The organism is Burkholderia sp. D-99, from assembly GCF_011605345.1.
Lineage (GTDB): Bacteria > Pseudomonadota > Gammaproteobacteria > Burkholderiales > Burkholderiaceae > Burkholderia.
The window spans coordinates 74,712-99,524 of the sequence record NZ_JAAOXM010000005.1; the positions used below are offsets into that span (position 1 = coordinate 74,712).

General features: G+C 65.3%; 19 protein-coding genes. 16 read left to right on the forward strand and 3 right to left on the reverse strand.

From position 1 onward, the window contains the following. Positions 1-48: 48 nt before the first annotated feature. The 7 genes from HAV18_RS20125 to cysC all read left to right on the forward strand — a co-directional run bounded on the left by HAV18_RS20125 (position 49) and on the right by cysC (position 7,403). Entirely contained in the window at positions 49-792 is a 744-nt protein-coding gene (locus tag HAV18_RS20125; protein ID WP_166958970.1) for an SDR family NAD(P)-dependent oxidoreductase, read from the forward strand. After that, entirely contained in the window at positions 792-1,655 is an 864-nt protein-coding gene (locus HAV18_RS20130) for an ROK family protein (RefSeq protein ID WP_166958972.1), read from the forward strand. The genes HAV18_RS20125 and HAV18_RS20130 overlap by 1 nt, the downstream gene beginning before the upstream one ends. Continuing rightward, positions 1,652-2,485, forward strand: coding sequence for a 4'-phosphopantetheinyl transferase superfamily protein (locus HAV18_RS20135; RefSeq protein ID WP_166958974.1), 834 nt, complete (start codon positions 1,652-1,654; stop codon positions 2,483-2,485). Before HAV18_RS20130 ends, HAV18_RS20135 begins: the two co-directional genes overlap by 4 nt. A 2-nt stretch (positions 2,486-2,487) precedes the next feature. Next, the gene (locus tag HAV18_RS20140) at positions 2,488-3,591 is read left to right on the forward strand and encodes an HlyD family secretion protein (protein ID WP_243771730.1); all 1,104 of its coding nucleotides are present in this window, start codon (positions 2,488-2,490) and stop codon (positions 3,589-3,591) included. Positions 3,592-3,602: 11 nt separating this feature from the next. Then, positions 3,603-5,195 (forward strand): DHA2 family efflux MFS transporter permease subunit, encoded by a 1,593-nt coding sequence (locus HAV18_RS20145; protein ID WP_166958978.1) that lies wholly within the window; start codon positions 3,603-3,605, stop codon positions 5,193-5,195. A 94-nt stretch (positions 5,196-5,289) separates the two neighbouring features. After that, complete coding sequence (locus HAV18_RS20150; RefSeq protein WP_243771731.1) at positions 5,290-6,735, forward strand: efflux transporter outer membrane subunit; 1,446 nt, start codon at positions 5,290-5,292, stop codon at positions 6,733-6,735. A gap of 62 nt (positions 6,736-6,797) precedes the next feature. Then, positions 6,798-7,403 carry an adenylyl-sulfate kinase gene (gene cysC / locus HAV18_RS20155; RefSeq protein WP_208102044.1) on the forward strand — a complete coding sequence of 202 codons (606 nt, stop codon included), beginning with the start codon at positions 6,798-6,800 and terminating at the stop codon, positions 7,401-7,403. Between the two features lie 57 nt (positions 7,404-7,460). Here cysC and HAV18_RS20160 read toward each other — a convergent pair whose 3' ends face one another. Continuing rightward, positions 7,461-8,195, reverse strand: a complete 735-nt coding sequence (locus HAV18_RS20160) for an alpha/beta fold hydrolase (RefSeq protein WP_166958980.1) — start codon at positions 8,193-8,195, stop codon at positions 7,461-7,463. A 1,026-nt stretch (positions 8,196-9,221) separates the two neighbouring features. On the opposite strand from HAV18_RS20160, the gene HAV18_RS20165 reads away from it, so the two are divergent. Further along, positions 9,222-9,896, forward strand: coding sequence for a lytic polysaccharide monooxygenase auxiliary activity family 9 protein (locus tag HAV18_RS20165; RefSeq protein WP_166959723.1), 675 nt, complete (start codon positions 9,222-9,224; stop codon positions 9,894-9,896). 98 nt (positions 9,897-9,994) lie between these two features. Here HAV18_RS20165 and HAV18_RS20170 read toward each other — a convergent pair whose 3' ends face one another. After that, the gene (locus HAV18_RS20170; protein ID WP_166958982.1) at positions 9,995-11,398 is read right to left on the reverse strand and encodes a GGDEF domain-containing protein; all 1,404 of its coding nucleotides are present in this window, start codon (positions 11,396-11,398) and stop codon (positions 9,995-9,997) included. Positions 11,399-11,983: 585 nt separating this feature from the next. Between HAV18_RS20170 and HAV18_RS20175 the strand changes: the two genes are divergently transcribed. The 4 genes from HAV18_RS20175 (at position 11,984) to HAV18_RS20190 (ending at position 17,660) form a co-directional block, all read left to right on the forward strand. Then, on the forward strand, positions 11,984-13,711 hold the full coding sequence (locus tag HAV18_RS20175) for a protease pro-enzyme activation domain-containing protein (protein ID WP_166958984.1): 1,728 nt from the start codon (positions 11,984-11,986) through the stop codon (positions 13,709-13,711). A gap of 149 nt (positions 13,712-13,860) precedes the next feature. Continuing rightward, positions 13,861-14,958, forward strand: coding sequence for a glycosyl hydrolase (locus HAV18_RS20180; protein ID WP_407062434.1), 1,098 nt, complete (start codon positions 13,861-13,863; stop codon positions 14,956-14,958). Between the two features lie 259 nt (positions 14,959-15,217). Further along, complete coding sequence (locus tag HAV18_RS20185; RefSeq protein WP_166958986.1) at positions 15,218-15,586, forward strand: hypothetical protein; 369 nt, start codon at positions 15,218-15,220, stop codon at positions 15,584-15,586. Between the two features lie 1,348 nt (positions 15,587-16,934). Beyond that, a complete protein-coding gene (locus HAV18_RS20190) occupies positions 16,935-17,660 on the forward strand; it encodes an autoinducer binding domain-containing protein (RefSeq protein ID WP_166958988.1) in 726 nt (241 codons plus the stop codon). A 105-nt stretch (positions 17,661-17,765) separates the two neighbouring features. Here the strand turns inward: HAV18_RS20190 and HAV18_RS20195 are convergent, their stop codons facing one another. Continuing rightward, the gene (locus tag HAV18_RS20195; protein ID WP_166958990.1) at positions 17,766-18,875 is read right to left on the reverse strand and encodes a 3-deoxy-7-phosphoheptulonate synthase; all 1,110 of its coding nucleotides are present in this window, start codon (positions 18,873-18,875) and stop codon (positions 17,766-17,768) included. A gap of 545 nt (positions 18,876-19,420) precedes the next feature. Here HAV18_RS20195 and HAV18_RS40200 point away from each other — a divergent pair. Genes HAV18_RS40200 through HAV18_RS20215 form a run of 4 tightly spaced genes read left to right on the forward strand, consistent with a single transcriptional unit; the run spans position 19,421 to position 24,799 of the window. After that, positions 19,421-21,508 carry an isochorismatase family protein gene (locus HAV18_RS40200; RefSeq protein ID WP_166958992.1) on the forward strand — a complete coding sequence of 696 codons (2,088 nt, stop codon included), beginning with the start codon at positions 19,421-19,423 and terminating at the stop codon, positions 21,506-21,508. Then, entirely contained in the window at positions 21,505-23,376 is a 1,872-nt protein-coding gene (locus HAV18_RS20205; RefSeq protein ID WP_347814774.1) for an anthranilate synthase family protein, read from the forward strand. Before HAV18_RS40200 ends, HAV18_RS20205 begins: the two co-directional genes overlap by 4 nt. After that, on the forward strand, positions 23,373-23,708 hold the full coding sequence (locus HAV18_RS20210) for a hypothetical protein (RefSeq protein WP_166958994.1): 336 nt from the start codon (positions 23,373-23,375) through the stop codon (positions 23,706-23,708). The genes HAV18_RS20205 and HAV18_RS20210 overlap by 4 nt, the downstream gene beginning before the upstream one ends. Beyond that, entirely contained in the window at positions 23,708-24,799 is a 1,092-nt protein-coding gene (locus HAV18_RS20215) for an AMP-binding protein (RefSeq protein ID WP_166958996.1), read from the forward strand. Before HAV18_RS20210 ends, HAV18_RS20215 begins: the two co-directional genes overlap by 1 nt. Positions 24,800-24,813 lie beyond the last annotated feature (14 nt).

Sequence of the window (24,813 nt, forward strand, 5' to 3'; positions counted from 1 at the left end):
CGGGGCGCCCCCCGTCGCCGTACCGGCACGTCAATTTCGGATAGACACATGTTCGATCTCCACGGAAAAATCTGCGTCGTCACCGGCGCCTCGGGTTACCTCGGCGCGCAGATCTGCAGCGCGCTCGCCGCGCAGGGTGCGACGGTCGTCGCCTGCCATTTCACGCACCCCGAAGGGCTCGACGCGACGCGCGCGAATGCAGCGGTCGCGGCGCGAATCCATCCGGTCCGGCTCGACGTCACGCGCGCCGACGACGTCACGGCCACCATCGGCGAGATACTGAAATCGCATGGCCGGATCGACGTGCTCGTCTGCGCGGCCGGCGCCACGTTGCGCAAATCGGCGTTGCTGACCGGGCAAGACGACTGCGATCGCCTGCTCGACCTGAATTTCAAGGCGGTCGCCCAGCTGTGCCGCGGCGTGCTGCGCCCGATGTTCCGGCAGCGCAGCGGCCGCATCGTGCTGATCGGCTCGACGGCCGGCGAGCGCGGGCTGGCCGGGCAGGGCGTGTACGCGGCGTCGAAGGCGGCACTGCACGCCTATGCGCGCTCGCTCGCGCAGGAAGTCGGCGGCCACGGGGTCACGGTGAACGTCGTCGCGCCCGGCGCGTTGTCGAGCGCCGGCCAGTCGCACTACACCGAGCAGGATGAGGCGCGCGTGACGGAGCAGATCGGCCTGCGCCGGCTCGGCAACGCGCACGAAGTGGCGGCCGCCGTCGTGTTTCTTGCGTCCGACGAGGCGTCCTACGTCAGCGGTGCCGTGGTGCCGGTCGACGGCGCGGCGCGCTTCTGATGATGCGGCTCGGCATCGACATCGGCGGCAGCAAGATCGCGCTGGCCGCGCGCGACGGCTCGCACACGGTGTTCGAGCACCGCGTCGGGCTCGACACGCATCCCGCGCCGGGCGAGGTGCTGGCGGCGCTTGCCGCGTATCTCGAGCGGCAATGCGCCGTCCATGGCCGGCCCGCCACGATCGCGATTGCCAGCGCCCCGAACCTGGACCGCGACGGCCGGGTCGAGCGCTGGCCGAATCGTCCCGCGTGGGAGGGCGCGCCGGTCGTCGCGACGCTCGCGCCGTTCGCGCGCGAGCGGATCGTGTGGTGCGACGACGGCACGGCGGCAACGCTCGCCGACGCGTGGACGCTCGGCGCGCGCAACCTGGTTCATTTCTCGCTCGGCACCGGCGTCGGCGGCGGGATCTGCGTCGACGGCAACGTGCTGCGCGACCGCGAGCTTGGCCATCTGCTCGTGCATCCGCATGGCGCGCTGTGCAGTTGCGGTCGGCACGGCTGCCTGCAGGCCTACGCATCCGGCCGCGCGTTCGAGCGCCTCGCCGAGCGGCACCCGGCCGATGTTGCCGCGGCGCGCTGGCTCGACGGCGCAGCCGACGCGCTCGCCGCATGCAGCGCCAATCTCGTCGAGCTGTTCCACAGCACCTGCATCACGCTGAGCGGCGGGCTCGTGCATCGCTTTCCCGCGCTGCCCGACGCCGTCGCACGCGCGCTCGGCGCGACCTTCCTCAAGCGACCGCTCGCGATGCCCGAGATCCGGCTGTCGCCGCACGGCGGCGACGCGCCGTTGCAGGGCGCGCTGGCGCTGGCCGCCGCGCCGGAGCCCGAGCAACGGGCCGCCTGCCGGCACTGGCGCGCGGCATGAGCCCGGTTGCCCACGCGTCCCGCTGGCACACCGATACGCAGCACCTGCATGCATGCGGGCTGTGGCGCGACGTGCCGGCGCGCCGGTTGCGCGCGGATGCGCCGCAGGCGTCCGTCGAATGCCGCGTGTGGTCCGTCGCGCACGGCGACTGGGACGATCGCGGTTGCGCGGCGCTGCTCGATGCGCGCGAGCGTGAACGGATGCGGCGCCTGCCGCTCGAGCGGCAGGCTGCGTACGCGCGGCACCACGCTGCGCTGCGCGTGCTGCTGGCGGAATGGCTGGGCGTCGCTTCGCACACGCTCGTCATCGCGCCGGACGCGCACGGCAAGCCGGCGCTGCCGGATCATCCGCGGCTGCATTTCAATCTGTCCCACAGCGGGCCGTTTGGGGGCGTAGCGCTCGGCGAGTGCCCGGTGGGGTTCGATCTCGAGGCGCCGGACGGCGCCGCCTACGACAGGCTCGCATGGCGGCTGTACGCGTTCGAGGCGGCCGCACTGGCGAAACGCGGCGGCACGCCGCGCGATCCGCGCGCATTCGCGCGACTCTGGACTGCCAAGGAATCCTACCTGAAGGCGACCGGCGAGGGCCTGAGGCGACGCCTCGACAGCTTCCGGTTGCGCGTCGGCGCCGACGCGCGCGCATTCGCGCTGCTGGACGACGGCGCGGCACCGCCCGTGCGCGCCTGCCATTTCCTCGTGCTCGACGAGCCGCCGGCGCTCGCGTACGTGGGCACCTTGGCCGTGCTCGCCGCAGCCCCGCAAGACGATCGATTCACATATGGCGATGCCCGGTCGGGTGACCGCGCATCGCCACTCACCATCGGAGAATGAAGATGTCTGTCGTACAGGATCGCCCGAATCCAGCCGCGCCGACGCGGCGCAGCCATCGCGTCGTCTGGCTGGCCGGCGCGCTGGTGCTCGTCGCGCTCGGCGTTGCCGCGCGCATGGCGTGGCGCGGCGCGCATTACGTCGAGACCGACAATGCCTATGTGACGGGCCACGTGCACATCGTGTCGCCGCGCATCAACGGCGTCGTGTCGCGCGTGTTCGTGACCGACAACCAGTTCGTGCGCGAGGGCGACCCGATCGCCGAGCTGGACCCGACCGATCAGCGCACCAGGATCGAGCAGATCGAGGCGCAGATCCACAGCGCGACGCAACAGGTGCTGCGCGACGATGCGCAGGTCGTCCAGATGCGCGCGCAGGTCGGCGGCGCCGGCGCGCAGCTCAAGCAGGCCGAGGCGCAATTGCGGCGCGCCAACCAGGACGCCGAACGCTATCGCCAGCTGTACGGCGAACAGATGAAGGCCGTCGCCAGGTCCGAGCTGGACGCGGCCGTGGCCACCCAGGCCAGTGCCGCCGCGGATGTCGACGCGCGCCGCAAGGCCGTCGAGGCCGCCGCTGCGCAGGTCGATTCGGTCGCCGCCACCCGGGACGTCGACGAGGCGCAGATCCGCGTGCTGCAGACCCAGCTCAAGGACGCGCGGCAATTCCTCGAGTACCACACGGTGCGGGCGCCGGCGGCCGGGCGGATCGGCAAGCGGATCGTCGAGGTCGGCATCGCGATGCAGGCGGGCCAGCACATGGCGGCGGTGGTGGAGGACAAGGTCTGGGTGACCGCGAACTTCAAGGAAACGCAACTGACGCGCCTGAATCCCGGGCAGCAGGTCGCGGTCATCGTCGACGCGCTGAAGGACCGTCCGCTGGTCGGCACGCTGGACAGCTTCTCGCCGGCCTCCGGCGCGCAGTTCTCGATGCTTCCGCCGGACAACGCGACCGGCAACTTCACGCGCATCGTGCAGCGGATACCGGTGAAGATCGCGCTGGCGCCGGCCGACGTGGCGGCGCTGAAGGGGCGTCTCGTGCCGGGCATGTCCGCGCGGGTCGAGGTGCGCGTCGATCAGTCCGGGCCGGTACGGCTCGCCGACGCACGCTGACACGGACGGCCATGAACACGGTTTCCACAGGCGTGCGCGGCACGCAAGCATCGCCGGAGCATGTCGACGCGCGAACCTGGATCGCGGTCCTGGCGAGCATGATGGGCGCGTTCATCGCGATTCTCGACATCCAGATCACCAACGCGTCGCTCAAGGACATCCTCGGCGCGTTGTCCGCGACCCCGGAAGAGGGCTCGTGGATCTCGACGTCGTATCTCGTGGCCGAGATCATCGTGATCCCGCTCACCGGCCTGCTCGGCCGCGTGTTCGGCGTGCGCAACTACCTGATCGGCACGGCCGTCGCGTTCCTGGTGACGTCCAGCCTGTGCGGCCTCGCCTGGAACCTGGAGAGCATGATCGTGCTGCGCACGCTTCAGGGGTTCACGGGCGGCGGCATGATTCCGATGGCCATGACGCTCCTGATGACGCGGCTGCCGCCGACGCGCCGCGCCGCCGGCATGGGCATGTTCGGGCTGACCGGCACGCTCGCGCCGGTGCTCGGCATCACGTTCGGCGCGTACCTGAGCGAAAGCTACGGGTGGCAGTCGATCTTCTACGTCAACTGGCTTCCCGGCCTGCTGCTCGTCGCCGGCATCGTCTACGGGCTCGAACCGGGCGAGACGCGGCCCGGGCTGCTCCGGCACGCCGACTGGACCGGCATCGGCTGCATGGCCGTCGGCCTCGGCGCGCTGACGGTGTTCCTCGAGGAAGGCAACCTCAAGGACTGGTTCGACTCGCCGCTGATCATCGGTTGCGCGGCGCTGGCCTTCGCCGGGGTGCTGGCGTGGATCGTGAACGACCACTTCCGTCGCGAACCGTTCGTCGATCTCGGCCTCTACGGCCGGCGCAATTTCCTGGTCGCCGCGATCCTGTCGGCCGTGTCTGGCGTCGCGCTGTATGGCTCGTCGTTCCTGATCCCGATGTTTCTCAGCCGGATCGCCGGCTACACGCCGATGCAGATCGGCGAGGTGATCATGTGGGCCGGTCTGCCGCAACTGCTCGTGATGCCGATCGTCACCGCGCTCGCGAGCCGCGTCGACAACCGCCTCTTGTGCGCGTTCGGCTTCCTGCTGTTCGGCGTGTCCTGCCTGATGAACACGACCATGGACGCCACCACGGGATACGACCAGTTGATGATGTCGCAGATCGTTCGCGCGCTGGGCCAGCCCTTCATCATGCTGATCATCGCGAACTTCGCGATGAAGAGCGTGGCGCCGACGGAAACCGCGTCGGCGTCGGCGCTCTTCAGCATGACGCGCAATCTCGGCGCCTCCGTCGGCATCGCGGTGCTGTCGACGCTGCTGACCTGGCGGGAACACTTCCACTCGTCGCGGCTGGTCGAGTGGATCTCGCCCGCGCAGCCCGAAACGCTGCTCCGCATCGGGCAGCTCACGCGCACGTTGCTGGCGCGCGGCGACGATCCGTGGCCGCTGGCCGACGAGCGCGTGACGCGCCTGATCGATGCGGGGGTGCGCCGCGATGCCTACGTGATGGCGTTCAACGACTGCTTCCTGATCATGGGCCTGCTGCTGTTCGCCTGCATCGGCATCGTCTGGTTCGCCGACGCACACAAGACGCCGTCCCGATCCGGCACGTCCCGCTAGGGCCTGTTCCGCCAACAACAGGCCCCGGCAGGCACGGCAGCGGCCCGCCGCTGCGTGCGCTTCCGGTGCCTCCAACGCTTGCCAAGTCATTTTCATGTCGAGACAACTCACTTCCCTGGCGTGGCCCGCCATGCTCGTCCTGCTGTCCGGTTGCATGACGGTCGGCCCGGACTTCGTCGCACCCGCCGACACCACCCCGGCGCGTTACCGGCATGCGGCGTCCGAGGCGACGTCCGTGCCGCTGCCCGACGAGTGGTGGACCGTGTTCGGCGACCCCGCGCTGAACGCGCTCGAGGCACGCGCGTTTCGCAACAGCCCGAACCTGAAAGCCGGCGCCGAACGGCTGCTGCGGGCCCAGGCGCTGCTGGGCGTCGCCCGCGCCCAGCAGTTGCCGGCGATCAACGCGAATGCGTCCGCGCAGCGCATGCGCAGTTCCCTCAACACGCAGCAGGCGATCGTATTCGGCCGCCAGCTGATCCTCGGCAACAACGTCGCCGCGGGCCTGTCGATGACCTACGAGATCGATCTGTGGGGCCGGGTCAGGCGCGTCGTCGAAACGGCCGATGCGCAGTTCCGCGCCGCGCAATCCGACTACGCCGGCGTCGCGCTGCTGCTGTCCACTCAGGTCGGCCGCGTCTACTGGCAGTGGCGCGGCGTAGGAACCGAGCAACGCATCCTCGAAAGCGCGCTCGCGACGCGCAGGGAAACGCGCGAGCTGGTGGCGGCGCGCTTTCGCACCGGCTTCGCCAACGAGCTCGACCTGTCGCGCGCGCGCGTGGAGGAGGCGAATGCCGAGGCGGAACTGCACGAGGTGGTTCGCCAGCGAGATGCGCTCGAGCATGCGCTGGCGGTGCTCGTCGGCGAAGCGCCGTCGCGGCCGCTCGACGCGAGCGCGAATGCGCCGCTGCCGGCGCCGCCGCGCATCCCGGTCGGCCTGCCGGCGCAACTCCTCGGACATCGGCCGGACCTGAGCGCGAGCGTCGCGAACCTGCGCGCCGCGAATGCCCAGATCGGCGTGGCGGAGGCCGCGTTCTATCCAGGCGTGCAACTGACCGGCGATTTCGGCTACGCGTCGCGCAACCTGCGGGAACTGACGAACGGCGATTCCACCCAGTTCAACCTCGGGCCGCTCGCGCTGACGCTGCCGCTGTTCGACGGCGGGCGCAATCGCGCGAACCTCGCGGCGGCGAAGGCGCGCTACGAGGAAGCGCTCGCCGATCACCAGAACAAGCTGCTCGAGGCGCTGCGCGAAACGGAGGATGCGCTGTCCGACGTCGAGCAGCACGCGTTGCAGGCCGACGCGCGCAAAGCCGCGCAGGAGTCGGCCTCGCGCGCCTACCAGGTGGCGCTGACCCGCTACGAGCGCGGCATCGCCACCTACCTCGACGTCGTCGACGCGCAGCGCAGCCAGCTCGCCGCGGACCGCGCCGCCGCGCAGACTCAGACCCGGCGCCTGCTCGCGGCCGTGGACGTGATCCGGGCGACCGGGGGCGGCTGGTCGGCTGCGCCCGCCGACAGCGCCACCGCTGTCGCTCGCTGACTTCGCACGGGACATCGCGTGCCCGCTATCTCGCTTGACACACTTTGGGGAGATTTCAATTGATGAGAATGCTGCATTCTGCTGGTGAAACCGGATCGCAAACGCCATCGATCGACCGTCGCTACCGCGAACGACAGCAGGCGCACCGGGCGCTCGCCATCTGGCTGACCGGCTTGTCGGGCGCGGGCAAGTCGACGCTGGCGGTGGCGGTCGAGCAGCGCTTGCACCTTGCCGGCAAGCGAACCTACGTACTGGACGGCGACAGTCTCCGGCATGGCCTGTGCAGCGACCTGGGCTTTTCGGCCGAGGACCGCACGGAAAACATCCGGCGCGCGGGCGAAGTCGCCCGGCTGTTCGTCGATGCCGGCGTGATCGTCCTGTCCGCATTCATTTCGCCGTTCCAGGGGGATCGCGAGACCGTGCGCGCGCTGTTCGCACCGGGCGATTTCATCGAGGTCCACTGCGACTGCGACCTTCAGGTCTGCGAACAGCGAGACGTCAAGGGCCTGTACCGAAAGGCGCGTGCGGGATTGATCACGGACTTTACGGGAATCTCGTCGCCGTACGAGCCGCCGCCGCATCCGGAAGTGCGCGTCGACACCGGCAATGAATCGCTCGACGCGTGCGTCGACCGGATCGTCGGCGTCGTGCTCGGCGCGCTGCGCTAAGCCGCCCGCGCGCGACCGGTGCGGACCGGCCGGTCGCACGGAGCGGGTCGTCGCCGCTTACCCGACGCTTTTCAGGAAGGCTTCCACGGCGCCCGAGATCGCGTCGGCATGCTTGTCGCCCTGCAGGTCGAGGTGGGTTGCGCCCTGCACCCAGAGCACCGATGCGAAAGGAATCGCCTGCGCCGCGCGCTTGACCATGAAGTTCACATGGCTGTCGGTCCCGCCGATCAGCAGGACCGGAACCCGCAGTTGGGCGAGGTTGTCGTCGGAGATCGGGTTCTCCGCGCGAATCGTGAATTCGTGGGCCAGCAGGTTGTCGCTGTTGATGTTGGTGACGATCGATTGAACGACCTGCGTCGCACGCTCCTGCACCAGTCCGACGGTCGGATCGACGTATCGGAGCACGCGCTCGACCGCGCCCGCCTTGTCCCCCGCGGCGGCCTTCCGCGCACGCTCGAGCAGGTCTTCCTTCGGCGTGTAGAGCGCCGGCTCGACCAGAATCAACGCACCGATCCGGTCGGGATGCGCCAGCGCATACGCCGTCGTGAAATAACCGCCATGGGAGTAGCCGAACAGCACGGTTTTCCCGTTCGCTCCGGCGGCCGTGACCGTGTCGAGATCGGCGACGTAGTCGCTCAGCGCCGGCGTGGCCTGCCGGTCCTGCGCGACACTCCTGCCGTAGCCGCGCAGCTGCATCTGGCTGACCGGTAGCGACAGCCGGTCGAGCGCCGCGAAATGACCGCACGCAACGGCGGTAACGTGAAAGGCGCCTTGTTCGCGAAGGACGCTCACTTCAATTTCCGCACCCCGGGAAGTCAGAACGCGCGACGCTGCAGTCATAATGTTCTCTCCAGATATGGGTTAAAAATAGTGAATAAAAGGCGCGTCAATTGCGGGAATATTTTGCTTCGCCATGTCCGGCGCATCGCATTTCACGCGAAATTCAGCATAGGTGATCGGGTGCGATTTTCAACCCGAAATTGACGATTCCCGGATATCGAATTGCATCGAAATCAAGGGGGGCCTGCGAGGAAGCATTTGGAGATTGGTTGGGCCGTGTTGTGACACGGTATCCGTTCAGCGTTCCGATGCCGTGGGAAATGAGCACAAGGCTGCGCTGCGCGTGATTAGCCGCTATCGAGTGCGGATCCCGCACATCGTGTGACCACGACTGGTGGAGCTGAAGCCGCGCTACGGGAGAGTCGGCACCGATCTTCGCGGCGCCCGCCCGGTGGCAACTCTAACTCGGATGCGCGGCGCACAACCTCTTGAATTCGCCGGTTTTCGCATCTCTCGCTCGACGACGGCTGGCGACGTGACATCTTTACTGCGCAATCGGTGGCAATCTTGATTTGGTCTACGATTGTTCGCGAGTTCAATTCAATTAAACCAACAAAATTATTGAACAATGAAGACGATCATGCCGGCGCCCTCCAAACGCGAAATATCGAGATCGATCATTCACGATCGTCAAACACCAAAATCCGCGTTGCATCAGGGCTGACGAACAAAGCATCCTGAAAATGGATGTTTCGATGTCGCGAATCAAAAAATTACTCATGAGGGAAGTTTATTTTTTCGATTTTCGCGGATAAGGTTCGAATCGGTGAAAGTGATTTGTCAGGAAGCATGGCGATCGATCATCGCTTGCCGAGGTTTCATCCGACCGCCGCTTTTGCCGATCAGCGTGCGCGACGACGCGTCGCCAGGAATCCCTGCCCGGGATCTTGCGACAGGCTCGATGTGCGCATATCCGTTTCGACATCAATGCCATGAGGGCTCATGAACAAGATCATCCGCAGGTACGTTGCTTCCGTCATGCCACGCTCGCTGGCCGGCGTGGCGCTGCTGGTCGCGGCGGCCGGTGCTCACGCGCACGGCCGTTTGACCGAACCGCCTTCGCGCATCGTGCTGTGCACGCAAGGCCAGAATCCGAACTGCCCTGTCGACGCCTGGCACGCGAACGCGATGGAGAACGGCAAGTTCTTCCCCGCGACGCAAAGCGGCCTGTCGGATTCGTTCGCGCCGGACGACGCGAAGAATGCCGCACCACCGAAGGACGGCGAAATCGCCGGCGCCAGCACGAATGGCCCGCTGCCCGTGCTGAACGAGCAGTCGCCGGGCCGCTGGCAGAAGATCCCGCTACGACCGGGCGCGGTGCAGAATTTCAAATGGGAATTCAGCGCCGTGCACAAGACGCGTCGCTGGAACTACTTCATTACACGCGCCGACTGGAACCCGTCGGAAAAGCTGACGCGCGCGCAGTTCGAGCCCACGCCGTTCTGCACGATCCAGAATCCCGGCCAGCCATACTGGGACCCGAACGCAAACCTGGTGCCACAGCAGCCGACCATTCACTCATGCCGGCTGCCGATGCGTAGCGGCTACCACGTCATCCTTGCGGTCTGGGAGGTCGCGGATACGGCGATGGCGTTCTATCAGGTCGTCGACGCGGTGTTCACCAATGGCGATACGACACGCAGCCCGTTCTGATACGGCCGCGACATGACGCGCCCGGCGATGCCCGGGGCGTCATGAATTGAAGAACGCGTATCACGGACGCGGTGGACGGCGCTGACACGGCAACCGGCTTACCCGGCGACCACCTGGTTGCGACCTTGATGCTTCGCGCGGTACAGGCGTTCGTCCGCCTTGCGCAGGATCGCGTCGATCGTCTCGCCGTCCCGGCCGAATTCGGAGGCGCCGACACTCACGGTGACCTTGATCGGTTCGCCGACGCCTGCTTCGAACGGCGCGCCGGAGATCGCCGCGCGGATGCGCTCGCCGATCGACCGGGCGGTGTCCAGCGCGGCTTGCGGCAGCAGCACCATGAATTCCTCGCCGCCCACCCGCGCAACGCCATCGTACGGCCGGATCGCATCGGCGCATTTGTCGACGAAGCGTTGCAACACCTGATCGCCCGCCTGATGCCCGTAACTGTCGTTGATCGCCTTGAAGTGGTCGAGATCGAGCGCGAGCAACGAGAACGGCGCGCCATTGCGCTTTGCCCGGTTGATTTCCGCTTCCACGCTTTCGATGAATTGCCGCCGGTTGGCCGCGCCCGTGAGCGGGTCCGTGGCCGCCAGGTGCTCGAGTTTTTCGTTGGTCTGTTGAAGCGCCTGCAGCGCGCGCTCCGTCCTGGCCATCGCGTCCCTCAACCGGGCAAACAGTTCTGCCTGGCTGTAGATCTTCGAAAACGAACGGGTCGTCTGAAAGGCCTGCACCACGCCGAAACTGAGCAGGAAGAAGCCGGCTGCGAAAATCGCATGCGCGAGCCACCACATGTGATTCCACGGCCGCCCGAGGATGAAGGCGAGCGAGGAGAGCGCGAACGACGTGACCGAAATGCCGTAGATCGTCATCAGCGGCGAGCGGATGCGGCGTATGACCAGTGCAACGACGTTCACGCTCGAGAGCAGCAGTGCGCCGCCTTCCATCGACAGGCGCACCCACAGGTGGCCGGCCACCGGCGAGAAGGCGATCACGGCGACCGCGACGTCGACGAGTCCGAACACGGCGAGCCAGGGTAACCAGGTGCGGGGATCGGCGCGGGTTGTGGCGCTGTCGGCCTTGTGACTATAGGTGAGCTGCCCGACCAGGATCAGGATCGACATGGTCAGGCGCGATGCCGGTCCGTACAGCAGGAACAGCCAGATATTGTGATGCGCCATGCCGGTGAACAAGCCATGCAACGCATAGACGAGCGAAAAGCCCAGAAAGCCCAGCGTAAGCCAGCGTAGCAACGGCTCACCCGACAGGCGATGGCAGCGCCAGCAGACATACGTGACGAACACGCCTTCGAGCGTGGCGGCCGCGATCGCCAGTTCGTGAAAGGCGTGATTCTCGAATTTCAGCGACGGGTCCTGGAAGAAGTACAGGTAGGCGATCAGATAGGCAGGCACCAGCGCGAAGCCGACCAGCAGGAGCCTCGCGTACACCCGGGTGACCAGTTGGGCGGTGCGGGTCGACGCTTGGGTGGTGAGATCGACAGTCATGTTCGGCCTCCGGGTTCGGTGGATGAATCAAGGACGGCAACCTGACGTCATCGCGGGTCGGTCGCCAATACGATGAAGCCCGATCGCATCGTCTGAATTTCGTTGATTTGAACAATCAGCCAAATGGCTGCGAGATATCCGGTTAATTTGTCGAATGGCGACAATTGCAATATGGCAATGCGATCGCGTGAATATTTTCGGGTTTCGATATTGGCGGAAATAATCGATTCCAGGGTTGATGCCTGATGATTATGTAGTATAACAAATCGAAGTGCGGGCGTCGGACTGAAGCTTTACTACATTGACCGCCGAAATATCGGTATCCGCCGCCGCGCGGCAGGCCCGCTATCTCGGGCCTGCGTGACGACGTCACGATACCACTTGCATCGTGTTGTGACGGACTTCCGGTGTTGCGCGAAAGTGGCGTGCGACATGCTTCATCAGCATTGACCGAAGTCGTAGCGTTTTCCGTCGTAGATATAAAAACAGAATCAATATCGAAATTTGTCTTCAAATGACAATTTGTAAGGTTGATTTCTTTTGAATTCGACCTGGGCGGAGCTTTGTCAATCGAAAGGGGAAATCATGAACCAGATCGGAATGACGGAGAGGCGGCGTTCGAGAAATGAAACCGGCCGTATGCCACATGTCGTATCGCTTTCATTCGCGTTGCTCTCCCTGCTTGGCGCGACGGTGCCGGCCCATGCAGCAGAGGTACTGACCCGCCACGTCCGGGCGGAAACCGGCGTCGCGCTGGCGGCGCCCGCGAGCGCCGTTCCGGCGGACCGGCAGATGCTGCTCGACGTGGTGCTTCCGCTGCGGGACCGGGCAGGCCTGGACGCATTCGTCGCGGATGTCACCAGCCCGGGCAGTCCGAACTTCCGTCATTACCTGACGCCGGCCGAATTCACCGCGCGATTCGGTCCGACCCGGGCGGACTACGCGTCGACCGTGCAATATCTCGTCGATCACGGCCTGACGTTGAAGGGCGGCAGTCGCGACGGCATGGATATCCAGGTGAGCGGGCCCGTATCGGCGATCGAAGCCGCGTTCAACCTGAAGCTGCGTTACTACCGGCATCCGACGGAGGGCCGGCTCTTCTTCGGCCCCGATCGTGAACCGACCACCTCGATGGGGGTTCCGCTTTGGCACGTGTCGGGGCTCGACAACTATTCGATTCCGCATCCGTTGTTCGTCAGGAAGACTGACTATGCGAAAGCGGGCGCCATCCGCCCCGACGCCATCGCGCCTCGAGCCACGACCGGGTCGGGGCCGTCCGCGTCGTTCCTCGGAAGCGACATGCGCGCGGCCTACTATGGCGGCGCCAGCCTGACGGGCGCCGGGCAACACCTGGGCTTGCTTGAATACGCGGGCACGGAGCTGGCCGACCTCGACACCTATTTCAGCAACGTCGGGCAAACCAACCATGTTCCGATCACGCTCGTCTCGACCGACGGGACCGCTACGTCCTGCGACCCAAGCGGATGCGATGACGGCGAGCAGACGCTCGACATGACCCAGGCCATCGCCATGGCGCCCGGGCTCGCGAGCCTGACGATGTTCGTCGGTTCCGCCGACACGGCCATCCTCGCCGCGATGACGACCCGCAATCCGTTGCCGACGGCGATCGGCTGCTCGTGGGGCTGGACGCCGGCCGATCCGTCCACGCTGGATCCGTACTTCGAAAAAATGGCTGCCCAGGGGCAATCGTTCTTTGCGGCGTCCGGCGACAGCGCGACCTGGTCGACCAGCAATGCGGCATGGCCCGCGGACAGCGCCTACGTCATTTCCGTCGGCGGGACCAGTCTGACGACGGGCTCGGCGGCAGGCGCGTGGAAGGCCGAGACGGCGTGGAGCGACAGCGGCGGCGGTGTTTCTCCCGCGCAGATCGCAATTCCGTCCTGGCAAAAGATCCGCGGTGTGGTCAATTCCAGCAACCGTGGCTCCACGGCCTATCGCAACGGACCGGACGTCTCCGCCAACGCCGACTTTACCTTCTACGTGTGTGCCAACCAGGCCGGCTGCACCGCGAACGAGTACGGCGGAACCAGCTTCGCCGCGCCGATGTGGGCAGGCTTCGTCGCGCTGGCGAACCAGCAGGCCGCCGCGTCCGGGAAGGCGCCCGTCGGGTACTTCAATCCGTTGATTTACGCGCAGAACCAGGTCAACGGCGCGCTGACGCCCGCCTATGCGGCCACCTTCCACGATGTTGCGAGTGGTGCCGCAGGCAGTTACTCGGCGGTGAAAGGCTATGACCTGGTCACCGGGTGGGGGAGCCCCAAGGCCGATCTGATCACGATGTTGATTCGGTAGTCCGTAGCAATGGTGCAGACGCTTGCCGCCCATGTGACGTGGCGGGTTTCCGTTACGTCCGTGTGGGCGGAGCGCGTCTTCCTGAAATGTTCCCCGGCATGTATGGCGTGAAAGACAGGTGCCGGTAATGCGTAAAACACGATGAGGGCATGAAAATGAAGAGCAACCAATCCGGAATCATGAAGCGGTCGACCTTGAGGGGCGCGCTGGCGCTTTTGTTGGCATGGTCTTCTTTCGGCACGGGCGCTGCCGCGGCAGCCGGGACGGGTACCGGCACGGCGCCGGCATTCGTTTATAGCCCGTACAAGGACGCGACGATTTCGATGAACTGGAACACGAACGTCATCTCGTCGAACGTCACCGGTCAGTTGAGCCCGGTGCTGTCGGTGCTGCCAGCCAGTGTCCGTACGATGACGCTCGCGTTTGCGACCGGTGAATGCGGCAGCGAGAACTGGGCGGGCGTCGACGGCGGCGCGATGGCGGCCGCCAATGTGCCGCTTTTCACCGCGGCCAACGTGAATTACGTGATTTCCACCGGCGGTGCGGCCGGCATGTTCACGTGCGGGACGGATGCGGGCATGGCAGCTTTCATCAATCGTTATGCATCGAGCAACCTCATCGGGATCGATTTCGATATCGAGGGCGGACAGACACAACAGGTGATCAACGATCTCGTCCAGCGCGTGGCAGTCGCCCAGCAGAATTATCCCGGCCTGCGCTTCAGCTTTACGCTCGCGACACTGGCCCCTTCCCAGCAGGGCGCGACCACGGCCAGCTCCTGGGGCGCCAGCGCCCCCGACAGCTTCAACGTGTATGGCGACTGGGTCATGCAGGCGATCCAGACGTATGGGCTGAAGAACTACACCATCGACCTGATGACGATGGACTACGGGTCGGCGGGGGCGGGGAACTGCGTGGTCGCGAACGGCACCTGCCAGATGGGACAGTCGGCGATCCAGGCGGCGATGAACCTGCACGATCACTGGGGTGTGCCGTACAACCAGATCGAGCTGACGCCGATGATCGGCGGCAACGATGTGAGCGGCGAAACCTTTACGCCGGCGGATGCGGACACCGTTGCGCAGTTCGTGAAACAGAATGGTCTCGTGGGTGTCCACTTCTGGTCGTTCGATCGTGACGTCGATTGTCCGCCCGGCGCCGCGTCGTCGACGTGCAACTCCATCGGCGGTGTCGGTACGCTTGGTTATACGAACCGGTTTGCCAACGACCTGGCGCCCGGCAATTGAACGAAGAGGGGGCAGGGAGGAGACCATGCGGGCCGTCCGTATCATGGCGACGACGTTTCCCATGGTCTCCGACTTCCATGACCGGCAACGGGAAGAATCGCGGTTGTCTAGGGGCGGGCTGCCGGTACGCGCATTCGATGCGTGGTTCGCGATCGTCAACACAAAGCGCGGCAAGAAGGGGCGAACGATAGCTGTAGGTTACTTCGGACTGCGATAAACAAATGTGATGCCGACCCTCCGGACACACAGGATCGCAGGCGTGTTTGCATCGAACGTTCCGCCGCTGCTTACCGCGATTTCAGACGTGGGTCACAACCGGCAAGCGATCGAGATGTTGGTAACGATCCAGCAAATGACTCGGTGGGGCGAACGTAACCGGCCGTGGAAGCGCTTGCTGATCGATTGCGATGTGCTCGCCCCTGCGAAAGAGGATGTCGTTTCCCGTGATTTCGATCCGGTTCGTGTCAACGAACGTAAGCGGACGCTGGCGGACCATGATATCTGCGCGTTCGGTGAACTGATTCCTGCCGCGCGGCTTCCGCGTTCCATCGTGTCATCGGTATGGGTCATGCTTGCGTGTGAAACGCGCGTCGGCGAAACGCGTCCTGACGCGCTTGATCGATCTTGACTTCAAGGCACTGATGTAGAGGATTTCAAAGGAACGAACGAAGTCGAACGCGGCGATCACGATTCATCTATCCGATTTCGTCGTTGCGTCATCGGCAGGGACAGCTCACCCCGCTCGCCGGTCCTTCGGTGATTCGATGCCGGCGTCACCGAATCCGGCTGGCCGCATCGCGTCCTAGCGAGGGCCACCCGCGCGCGCCATGCCGTTTTTCGGAACAGTCGAATCTCCGTCGGCCCTGTGCGCAATGGAAGCGCCGATATCTGACAATCGCGTGTTCAATCGAGGATGTTGGTTCGATCTGGGTAATACCGCGAGAATGATGCGGACAATTCGACTGATTACTCTATTTCATTTTTTTGCAACCTAAAGAAACGTATTATCCGGCTTGATCTGAAGCAAGCCGCTCTTTTATTTGAAAAACAGATAAGTAAATAACGGGCAGAAGTTCCGACCCGATATAAAAACTGCTTCTTTCCCGAAAAATTAGTGAACTTACGTCGGACTGTCGAATTTCCGGCCTGATCGTCGCGTGAGCGACTGAATTACCTCGTCAACGGGGTGGTCGGTGTGCTGCACGATGGATGTGATTGATTCTATTTAATCAATTCTGGTGTTGGTAACGAGGGATAGTCTGGTTTGATGAGGTTGATTCGCTGGGCTTCACGCGGAGGTGGCAGGCATCTTGTTATATATATGAAAGAATTCGGGCTTTGGCGGATTCGCAACGGATGCCCGGATTCTGGGAATCAGGACAGGAAATAATCGATTCCGAATCACGCCCCCATTTATCGAATCTCCATTCATCGAATCGGTGCGAGGATGCGCGCGATTCATGCGCATCACATAAAGCGCAGCACCATTCGACCGGCCCGATCCCACATCAGGACGCGTTTCCGCATGCTCCGCACGCGTTGCCGATTGTTCGTGTGCGCTGACCGTCGCGAGTGAGGATCAGCCACTGGCTGGCTCTTGCGGGCGGGTTGCTCCATCGAGTCTTTCCTCAACCTTGATCTGACATCTGGCGATGATGAAACCGAGTCCTGCCGATCCGCATGAGATGCGCGACCCGAGCGCGAAGCCACCCGACCGAGAGTGTCCCGTTCAGGCGCACGCCGCGTGCTGCCGGGTGGAGACGACCTGATGCCGTGACGTGCGCCGCGCGGCGACGGTGCCGTTTTCCTGAAACGGCCGCTCGGCGACAGCTTGCTTCACGTGTTTCTCACCGCGACGATGCCAGCTTCGTCCACGATGACGAACGGTTCGCGCGCCGATACCCATTCACAACAAACTTTCGTTAGCCGCAACCGAAGGGGCGGGGGTCGATATCGAAAGTTTGGAGCGCTGAGAAATGAATATCGATCTAACGATGTGGTGGCGCGATGTGTTCGCCGGCTTTGGTCAGGTCGTAACGGAGAAAAATCTGCTGCATCAGATGATCCGTTTCGGGAATCACCTGGGATTCGACTACGTAGCCGGCGGCGCGAAAGGGATGATCGTCACGTCGCAGGATGAAGTGAGAATCGTCTCCAATTATCCGCAGGCGTGGCTCGATCGCTACGTGCAGAGGAATTACGCGGCGATCGATCCGACCATCCGGATCGGCGCGCGCAGTCGCAGCCTGGTCATATGGGGCGACGCAATGTTTCGCAAGACGCCTCACCTCTGGGCCGAAGCGCAGCAGTTCGGGTTGAAGGCGGGGCTGTCACAACCCGGGTGGGCGAGGGGGGGCATCTTCATGATGCTGTCGCTCGCCCGCAACGGCGAGCCGGTCACGATGGCCGAGGCCGCGGAACTGCAGCCTTATCTTTTGCTGCTGACCGAGTTCTTCATCTCGAAGATGCAGGATCTGATCGACAACTCGGACGCGACCCGCAACAGGACGCAACTGTCGCCGCGCGAGATCGAGGTACTGAAGTGGAGCGCGGCCGGCAAGACCGTGATCGAGCTGTCCGCGATCCTGGGCGTGACGGGTGCCACCGTGCAGTTCCACTTGCAGAACGCGAAGCGCAAACTGGGCGTGTCGACGAAGATTCAGGCGACGGATCACGCGAGGCGTCTGGGCCTGATTGGATGAGCGATGCGCGGGCACCACAGTGCGGGCGCGACGGGTAACCGGCGCCCGACCGGTGCGCGTGACGCCCGCGTATCCGACCGCGCGGCCGTCAGCGTGGCGCGTTCGTCACACGCTGATCTCGCCGCTCGACTGGCGGCCCGCGTGCAGGCTGTCGTCCCGGATTGCGTGCGCCGGCCGGCGCGTGCCGACTGCGCCGGCCAGCTGCTCCAGCACGCGTTCGGTGTCCGGCCATGACAGGCACGCATCCGTGATGCTCTTGCCGTATTCAAGCGCCTTGCCGTTGCCGGGATCCTGACGACCTTCGACAAGGTGCGATTCGATCATCACGCCTGCGATATGCCGACTGCCGGACGCGATCTGCATGGCGATGTCCTCGCAGACCGGGATCTGATTGCGGTACTGGCGCCGGCTGTTCCCATGGCTCGCATCGACGAACAGACGCGGTTTCACGTTGGCGCTCGACAGCAGCGCGTGCACCTCGCGGATGTTCGCGGTATCGAAGTTGGGTTGTTTTCCGCCTCGCAGCACCACGTGTCCGTACGGATTGCCGCGCGACGAGACGGTACTGACCGCGCCGTGCGCATCGATCGACATGAAGTGATGCGCGCGCGCCGCGGCGATGATTGCATCCACGGCGATCTGGACGTTCCCGTCCGTGCCGTTCTTGAAGCCGACCGGCATGGGCAGGCCCGACGCAAGCTCCCGGTGCGTCTGCGACTCGGTGGTGCGCGCGCCGATGGCTGCCCACGCAACCAGATCGGACAGATAGACCGGCGTAAACGGGTCCAGGAATTCGGTCGCCGTCGGCACGCCCAGCAGATTTATTTCGTTCAGCAGCGCGCGCGCGACCGTGAGGCCGATCTCTATCCGGCAACTGCCGTCGAGATGCGGATCGTTGATCAAGCCTTTCCAGCCGACGGTCGTGCGCGGCTTCTCGAAGTAGGCGCGCATCACGATTTCCAGATGGTTGCAGAAACGCGTGCGTGCCTGCGCGAGATGCGCCGCGTACTCCAGCGCGGCGCGCGGGTCGTGAATGGAGCAAGGCCCGACCACGACGACAAGGCGCGTGTCGCGTCCGTCGAGTATGGCCTCGATGGCCCTGCGCCCACGTTCGACCACGGCGCGCGCGCGCGACAAGTCGGGAAGCGCGGCGGCTATCTCGGCGGGGGCGGGAAGACGAATTGCGCTCTTTCTCTCAGGCGACCACATATCCATGCTGCGCTCCTCGACGATTTACCTAAAGATACGCACACCTGACGGGCTGTACGAGCATCGGTTCCGGAATGGCAGTTCCGCACTGTGCCAGCCATTCGTGCATACGGGGGCGTCTCGCATTCGCGTCTACCTATCAATGGCTACAGGAGAAACAAGACACGCATCGCGATGGAGCGACGCGATGAATCAAGCGGATGTCATGCATGTGACGACGCGTCGAAATGTGCGCGTACGCGGCCGTGCATGACCACCCCCTATCGAAATTCATAGTGTGGTCGGCGCGGCGCTGCGCACGCGACGAGGTCGTCATGCAATGATGAAGTCGTTGTTGGCTCACCCACATGCGATCCGCATAACGCGGAGCGCGATCGGATCGAACACACGATTGATCGCGACTTGAAGCAGGCGCGCACGCAAGCACGCCGAGCGGATCGACGAATTACGGGGCGGCGCATCCACGCCGCCCGGTACCCCCGTATGCCCGATGAATCGTGCGGACCCTGTCCGCGGTATTCAAGCGCGTGGCGCAGCAATCGGAGACAGACGTGACAGCCTCAATTGCCGAGAAAGAACACTGGGTCATCTGTTCGAACTTCGACCATGACCTCCTGCAAACCCGGCTCCTGGCCGACGCCGCGCGCGCCGGCGCGCACCGGGAGGTCGTCGTCGCGCCGCTCGGCGCGGCGTTCGATGCGCTTCGCGCGGAGCACGACGGACAGGATGCGGGCGATCGCGCGCATCGCTTCGTGCTGGTGCGCGTCGAGGACCTGGTCGACGTCGCGCCGCTGCGCGCCGAGGCGCCCCGGCCGACTTCGGATGCCGGCGACCTTGAGTACTACAGATTGCCGAACGGAATGGAGATCGCGCATCTGAAGGCGTACGAGAGCCGCTACCTGTACAACGAGATCTTTGTCGAACAGACCTACCTGAAGAACGGCATCGAACTGCACGATGGCGACGTCGTGTTCGACATCGGCGCCAACATCGGCATGTTCTCGCTGTTCGTCAGCCGGCATTGCGAGGGGGCGAGGATCTATGCGTTCGAGCCGTCTCCGGTGACTTTCCGCGCGCTGCGCGCCAATCTCGAACGTCACGCGCCCGGCGCGACCGCGATCGAGGCCGGCGTGGCGGAGGCCGACCGCGACGCGACCTTCACGTTCTATCCGCAATCGTCGGTGTTCTCCGGATTCCATGCCGACGACGCGGACCGCGCGGCGCTCAGGGCCATCGTGTCGAACGAACTCGCTGCCGATGATCGGTTGCGTGGCCGCGATGTCAGCGGGTATGTCGATGCGTTGCTCGAACACCGGTTCGAGCAGCAGACCTACGACTGCAAGCTGCGTTCACTTTCCAGCGTGATTCGCGAGCTGGGTATCGACCACATCGACCTGCTCAAGATCGACGCGGAAAAGTGCGAGGAGGCGATTTTCGACGGCATCGATGCGCACGACTGGGCGAAGGTCCGGCAAATCGTCGTCGAGGTGCACGGGCAGGCGGCCCCGGCACGGGAGCGTATCTGTGCGACGCTGGAAGCGAACGGTTTCGACATCGCGCTGGTCGAGGAACAGATGCTGCGCGAGTCGGGATTCTGCAACATCTACGGCACGCGGGCCGGGGTGCGCGGCCGCGACACGCTGGCGACATGGGAGGCGCGCGCACAAAACGGGCTGGACGCGCTGTCGAAGCTGCTCGATCCCTCCGCGCGCGCCGCGCACGACCCGGCGCCGGTGATCGTGATCGCACCGTCTTCCGACGCGTTCGTCCGGCGCGTGCCCGAGGGCCTGGTCGAGGCGGTCGAGGCGCGTATCGAGCAGATGTTGGGCGCGCGGCCCGTCGGCGCGCGCGTCGATACGCACGGACGCCGCGACGCGGGCGACGCATCGGATCGCGCGGCGCCCGACGGCGCCCGGCTCGACGCGCTGGCGCAGTACCTGGAGGCGCTGGCCGCCGCGCGGCCCAAGGCCGCGGCCGCGAAGGCGGATGCGCCGCTCGCGGGGCAGGCAAGCCGGCCCGGGATTCCCGTGATCGAATCGTATGCGATGCCGGTTGCGTCGCAGTTGCCGGTCAATATCGCGCAATGGCGGATCGATCCGCGCCGCGCCGTGCTGCTGCTGCACGACCTGCAGCGCTTCTTTGTCCACCGGATTCCGTCGGCGGGCGCCGGCGCCGCGCTGGTCGACAACGCGGCGGCCATTCTCCGCCACTGTCGTGCGGCCGGCGTGCCGATCGCCTATACCGCGCAGCCAGGCGGGATGACCCAGGAGCAGCGGGGCCTGTTGAACGACTTCTGGGGCCCCGGCATGCAGGTGGCGCCCGAGGATCGCAACATCGTGGACGGCCTGACGCCCGAGCCGGACGACTGGGTTTTGACCAAGTGGCGCTACAGCGCGTTCTTCAAGTCGAATCTCTTGCAGCGCATGCGCGACGCGGGGCGTGACCAGCTGATCGTCTGCGGTGTCTATGCGCACATTGGCGTGCTGACGACGGTGATCGAATCCTATTCGAATGACATCGAGACCTTCCTGGTTGCCGACGCGATCGCGGATTTCTCGCTCGACCGCCATCTGATGGCGCTTCGTTACGCGGCCAGTTGCTGCGCGGTCGTGCTCACCACCGGGGAGGTCATCGCGTGAACTCATCGCTGCTAGACGACATCGTGTCCGGCCATGCGAACCACGGCGCGTTCGCGTTGCTGCTGCGTTCGGATCCCGACTGCAGCGGGACGCTCGACGTGCTGGCGGGCGACCTGAAACAGTACGAGACCCTTGCGTCGGTCCCGCTGCCGGATGGCGGGGACGCCGGGGACGAGGTGCTGTTGCTCGTACCGTACTGCCAACTGCGCGAGCGCCGCTTCGCGTGCCGCGACGACGGCGAACGCCTGCGAGCCATGACGGTCCGGCGGCGCGAGCACGTCGATGTCGTCGAGGCGCTCAAGCGCCTGCCGGACGCGGCGGTCGTCCCCGGGCACGGCGAATTCGACATCGACGACGACGCGTACGCGGCGATCGTGCGCGAGGTCATCGCCGACGAGATCGGGCGCGGCGAGGGCTCGAACTTCGTGATCCGGCGCACGTTCGTCACCGAGCTGAGCGGCTACTCGACGCGGGTGGCGCTGGCCGCGTTTCGCCGGCTGGTGGAGCAGGAGGTCGGCGCGCATTGGACCTTCATCGTGCACACGGGCGACCGCACCTTCATCGGCGCGAGCCCCGAGCGGCACATCAGCCTGCGCGGCGGCGTCGTCACGATGAATCCGATCAGCGGCACCTACCGTTACCCGGCGTCGGGCCCGACGCTCGACGGCGTGATGGCGTTCCTGTCCGACCCGAAGGAGAAGGACGAGCTGTACATGGTCGTGGACGAGGAACTGAAGATGATGGCGCACTTCTGCCCGCAGGGCGGCAGGGTCATCGGTCCGTATCTGAAGGAAATGTCGCGGCTCGCGCACACGGAGTATTTCATCGAAGGGCATACGTCGAGCGATCCGCGCGAGATCCTGCTGCACACGCTGTTCGCCCCGACCGTCACCGGCAGTCCGATCGAGAACGCCTGCCGCGTGATCGCGAAGCACGAGCCCGCGGGTCGGGGCTACTACGGTGGCGTCGTGGCACTGATCGGCCGGGACGCCGACGCGCGCTTCTCGATCGACTCGGCGATCCAGATCCGCACCGCCGACATCGACGCGCACGGCCGTGCACGCATCGGCGTCGGGTCGACGATCGTCCGACATTCCGATCCGCGCTCGGAGGCGTCGGAGACCCGCGCCAAGGCGATGGCACTCCTGGCCGCGCTCGGCCAGGGCGGCCGGCAGCGGCTCGGTGAGGAGTCGCGCGTCTGCGCGGCGCTGAACCAGCGCAATGAAGGGATCTCCGGGTTCTGGCTGGCCGGCGCCGAAGAGCGGATTCGCCCGGATCCGGAATTGTGCGGCCGCCAGGTGTTGATGATCGATGCGGAGGATGCGTTCACCGCGATGCTGTCCCAGCAGCTGTCGGCCGTCGGTCTCGACGTGACGACCCGCGGTTGCGAGGAGCGCGACGCGTTCGAGCGCGACTGGGACCTGGTCGTGATGGGGCCGGGGCCGGGCGACCCGCGAAGCACGCAGGACCGGCGCATCGCGAACATGCGCAGCACGATCGGTCATCTGCTGCGCAAGCAGATCCCGTTTTTCGCGGTCTGCCTGAGCCACCAGATCCTGTGCCTGGAGCTGGGACTCGAGATCGCGCAGCGCGCGATCCCCAATCAGGGTGTGCAGCGCGAGATCGACTATTTCGGCGACCGCGAACGGGTCGGCTTCTACAACACCTATTCGGCAAAGTGCGACCACGACGTGTTCGCGCTGGCGGACGGCACGCCGATCTCGGTTTGCCGGGATGTCGAGTCGGGCGAGGTGCATGGGCTGCGCGGCCGGTACTTCTCGTCGATCCAGTTCCATGCGGAGTCGCTGCTGACCCAGCGCGGTGTGGACATCTTGAGCGCGAACCTGAAAAGGATACTTGTCAAATGAAAGCGACGATCAGCTGGTGGAACCTGGATCAATCGAGTCAGACCATCGAATCGCTGCGCGAATACCTGAAGGAGGAAGGTGTTGCGCCGTGGGAGGCGATCCAGGGCATGCGCTCGAAGGCCTGGATCTCGGATCCCGCGAACAACCTGTGGGGTGCGGTGGTGCTGTGGGATTCGCCCGACGCAATCCGTCAGCCGCTGCCGCCGAATCGCGCGCTGGAGCTGATCGGCTACCCGCCGAGCACGCGCGTGACGTTCGACGTCGAGGCGCTGGTCGAACAGAACCGGACGCTTCACTGGCTGGCCGAAGCGGCCACGAAGGAGACACGCTGATGGCACACGACGTACTCGCGCTGTCGACGGCGTTTTCGCCCGATCCCGACGAGCTGGTGCGCGCCGCGATGCAGTGGCATTTCAGCGAACGGACCGGGACGCCGTTCTGGCTCAAGCGCGCGCGCAGCCTCGATTTCGATCCGTTGCACGACGTGCGTGGCTTCGCGGACCTGCGCCGCTTTCCCGACGTCGCGAGCGAATGGCGCACGACGCCCGTCGAGGACCTGATTCCGCGCGGCTATGGCGACCGACCGGACCTGGCGGGCATCTTCGAGAGCGGCGGCACGACCGGCAAGCCGAAGCGCGTGGTGTGCATGCGCGAGTGGCTCGATTACATGGTCGCGTGGAGTAACGCGAATCTGGCCGAGCACGCGTTTCCGCGCGGCACCAACTGGCTGGGCTTCACGCCGTCGGGGCCGCATTTCGTCGGACGGCTGTTTCAGGAATCGGCGACGACCTACGGCGTGCGCGGGCTGACGCTGGACGTCGATCCGCGTTGGGTCAAGAAGCTGATCGCGGCCGGCAAGGGCGCGGAGGCGGATGCCTACGCGGAGCACGTCGTCGATCAGGCGGCCGATATCCTCAAGACGCAGGACATCGGCGTGCTGACGATCACGCCGCCGCTGCTGGAGCGGGTCGTGCGCCGGGAGGAGCTGATCGAGCTGGTCAATCGCAAGGTGCGGGCGATTCGCTGGGGCGGCACGCAGCTCGACCCGGAGACGCGGGCGCTGTATCAGCACAGCATCTTCCCGTCGCTCAAGCTCTACGGGCACTACGGCAACACGATGATTCTCGGGGTCGCCGGCGAGCGCGCGAATCACGATGATTCGGATACCTGCGTGTTCGACACCAGCGCGCCTTACGTGACGTTCGCGGTCGTCGATCCGGACACGCGCGAGCCGGTGCCGTATGGCGAACGCGGACGTGTGGTGACGACCCATGTCAGCCGGGCGATGTTTCTGCCGAACAATCTCGAGCGCGATCTCGCGACCCGTATCGCGCCGCGCCACGGCCGGATCGGCGACGCAGTCGCAAACATCGCGCCCGTCGCGCGCTTCGAGAGCGAAGCCGTGATCGAAGGGGTTTACTGATGCTGGAAACCGCA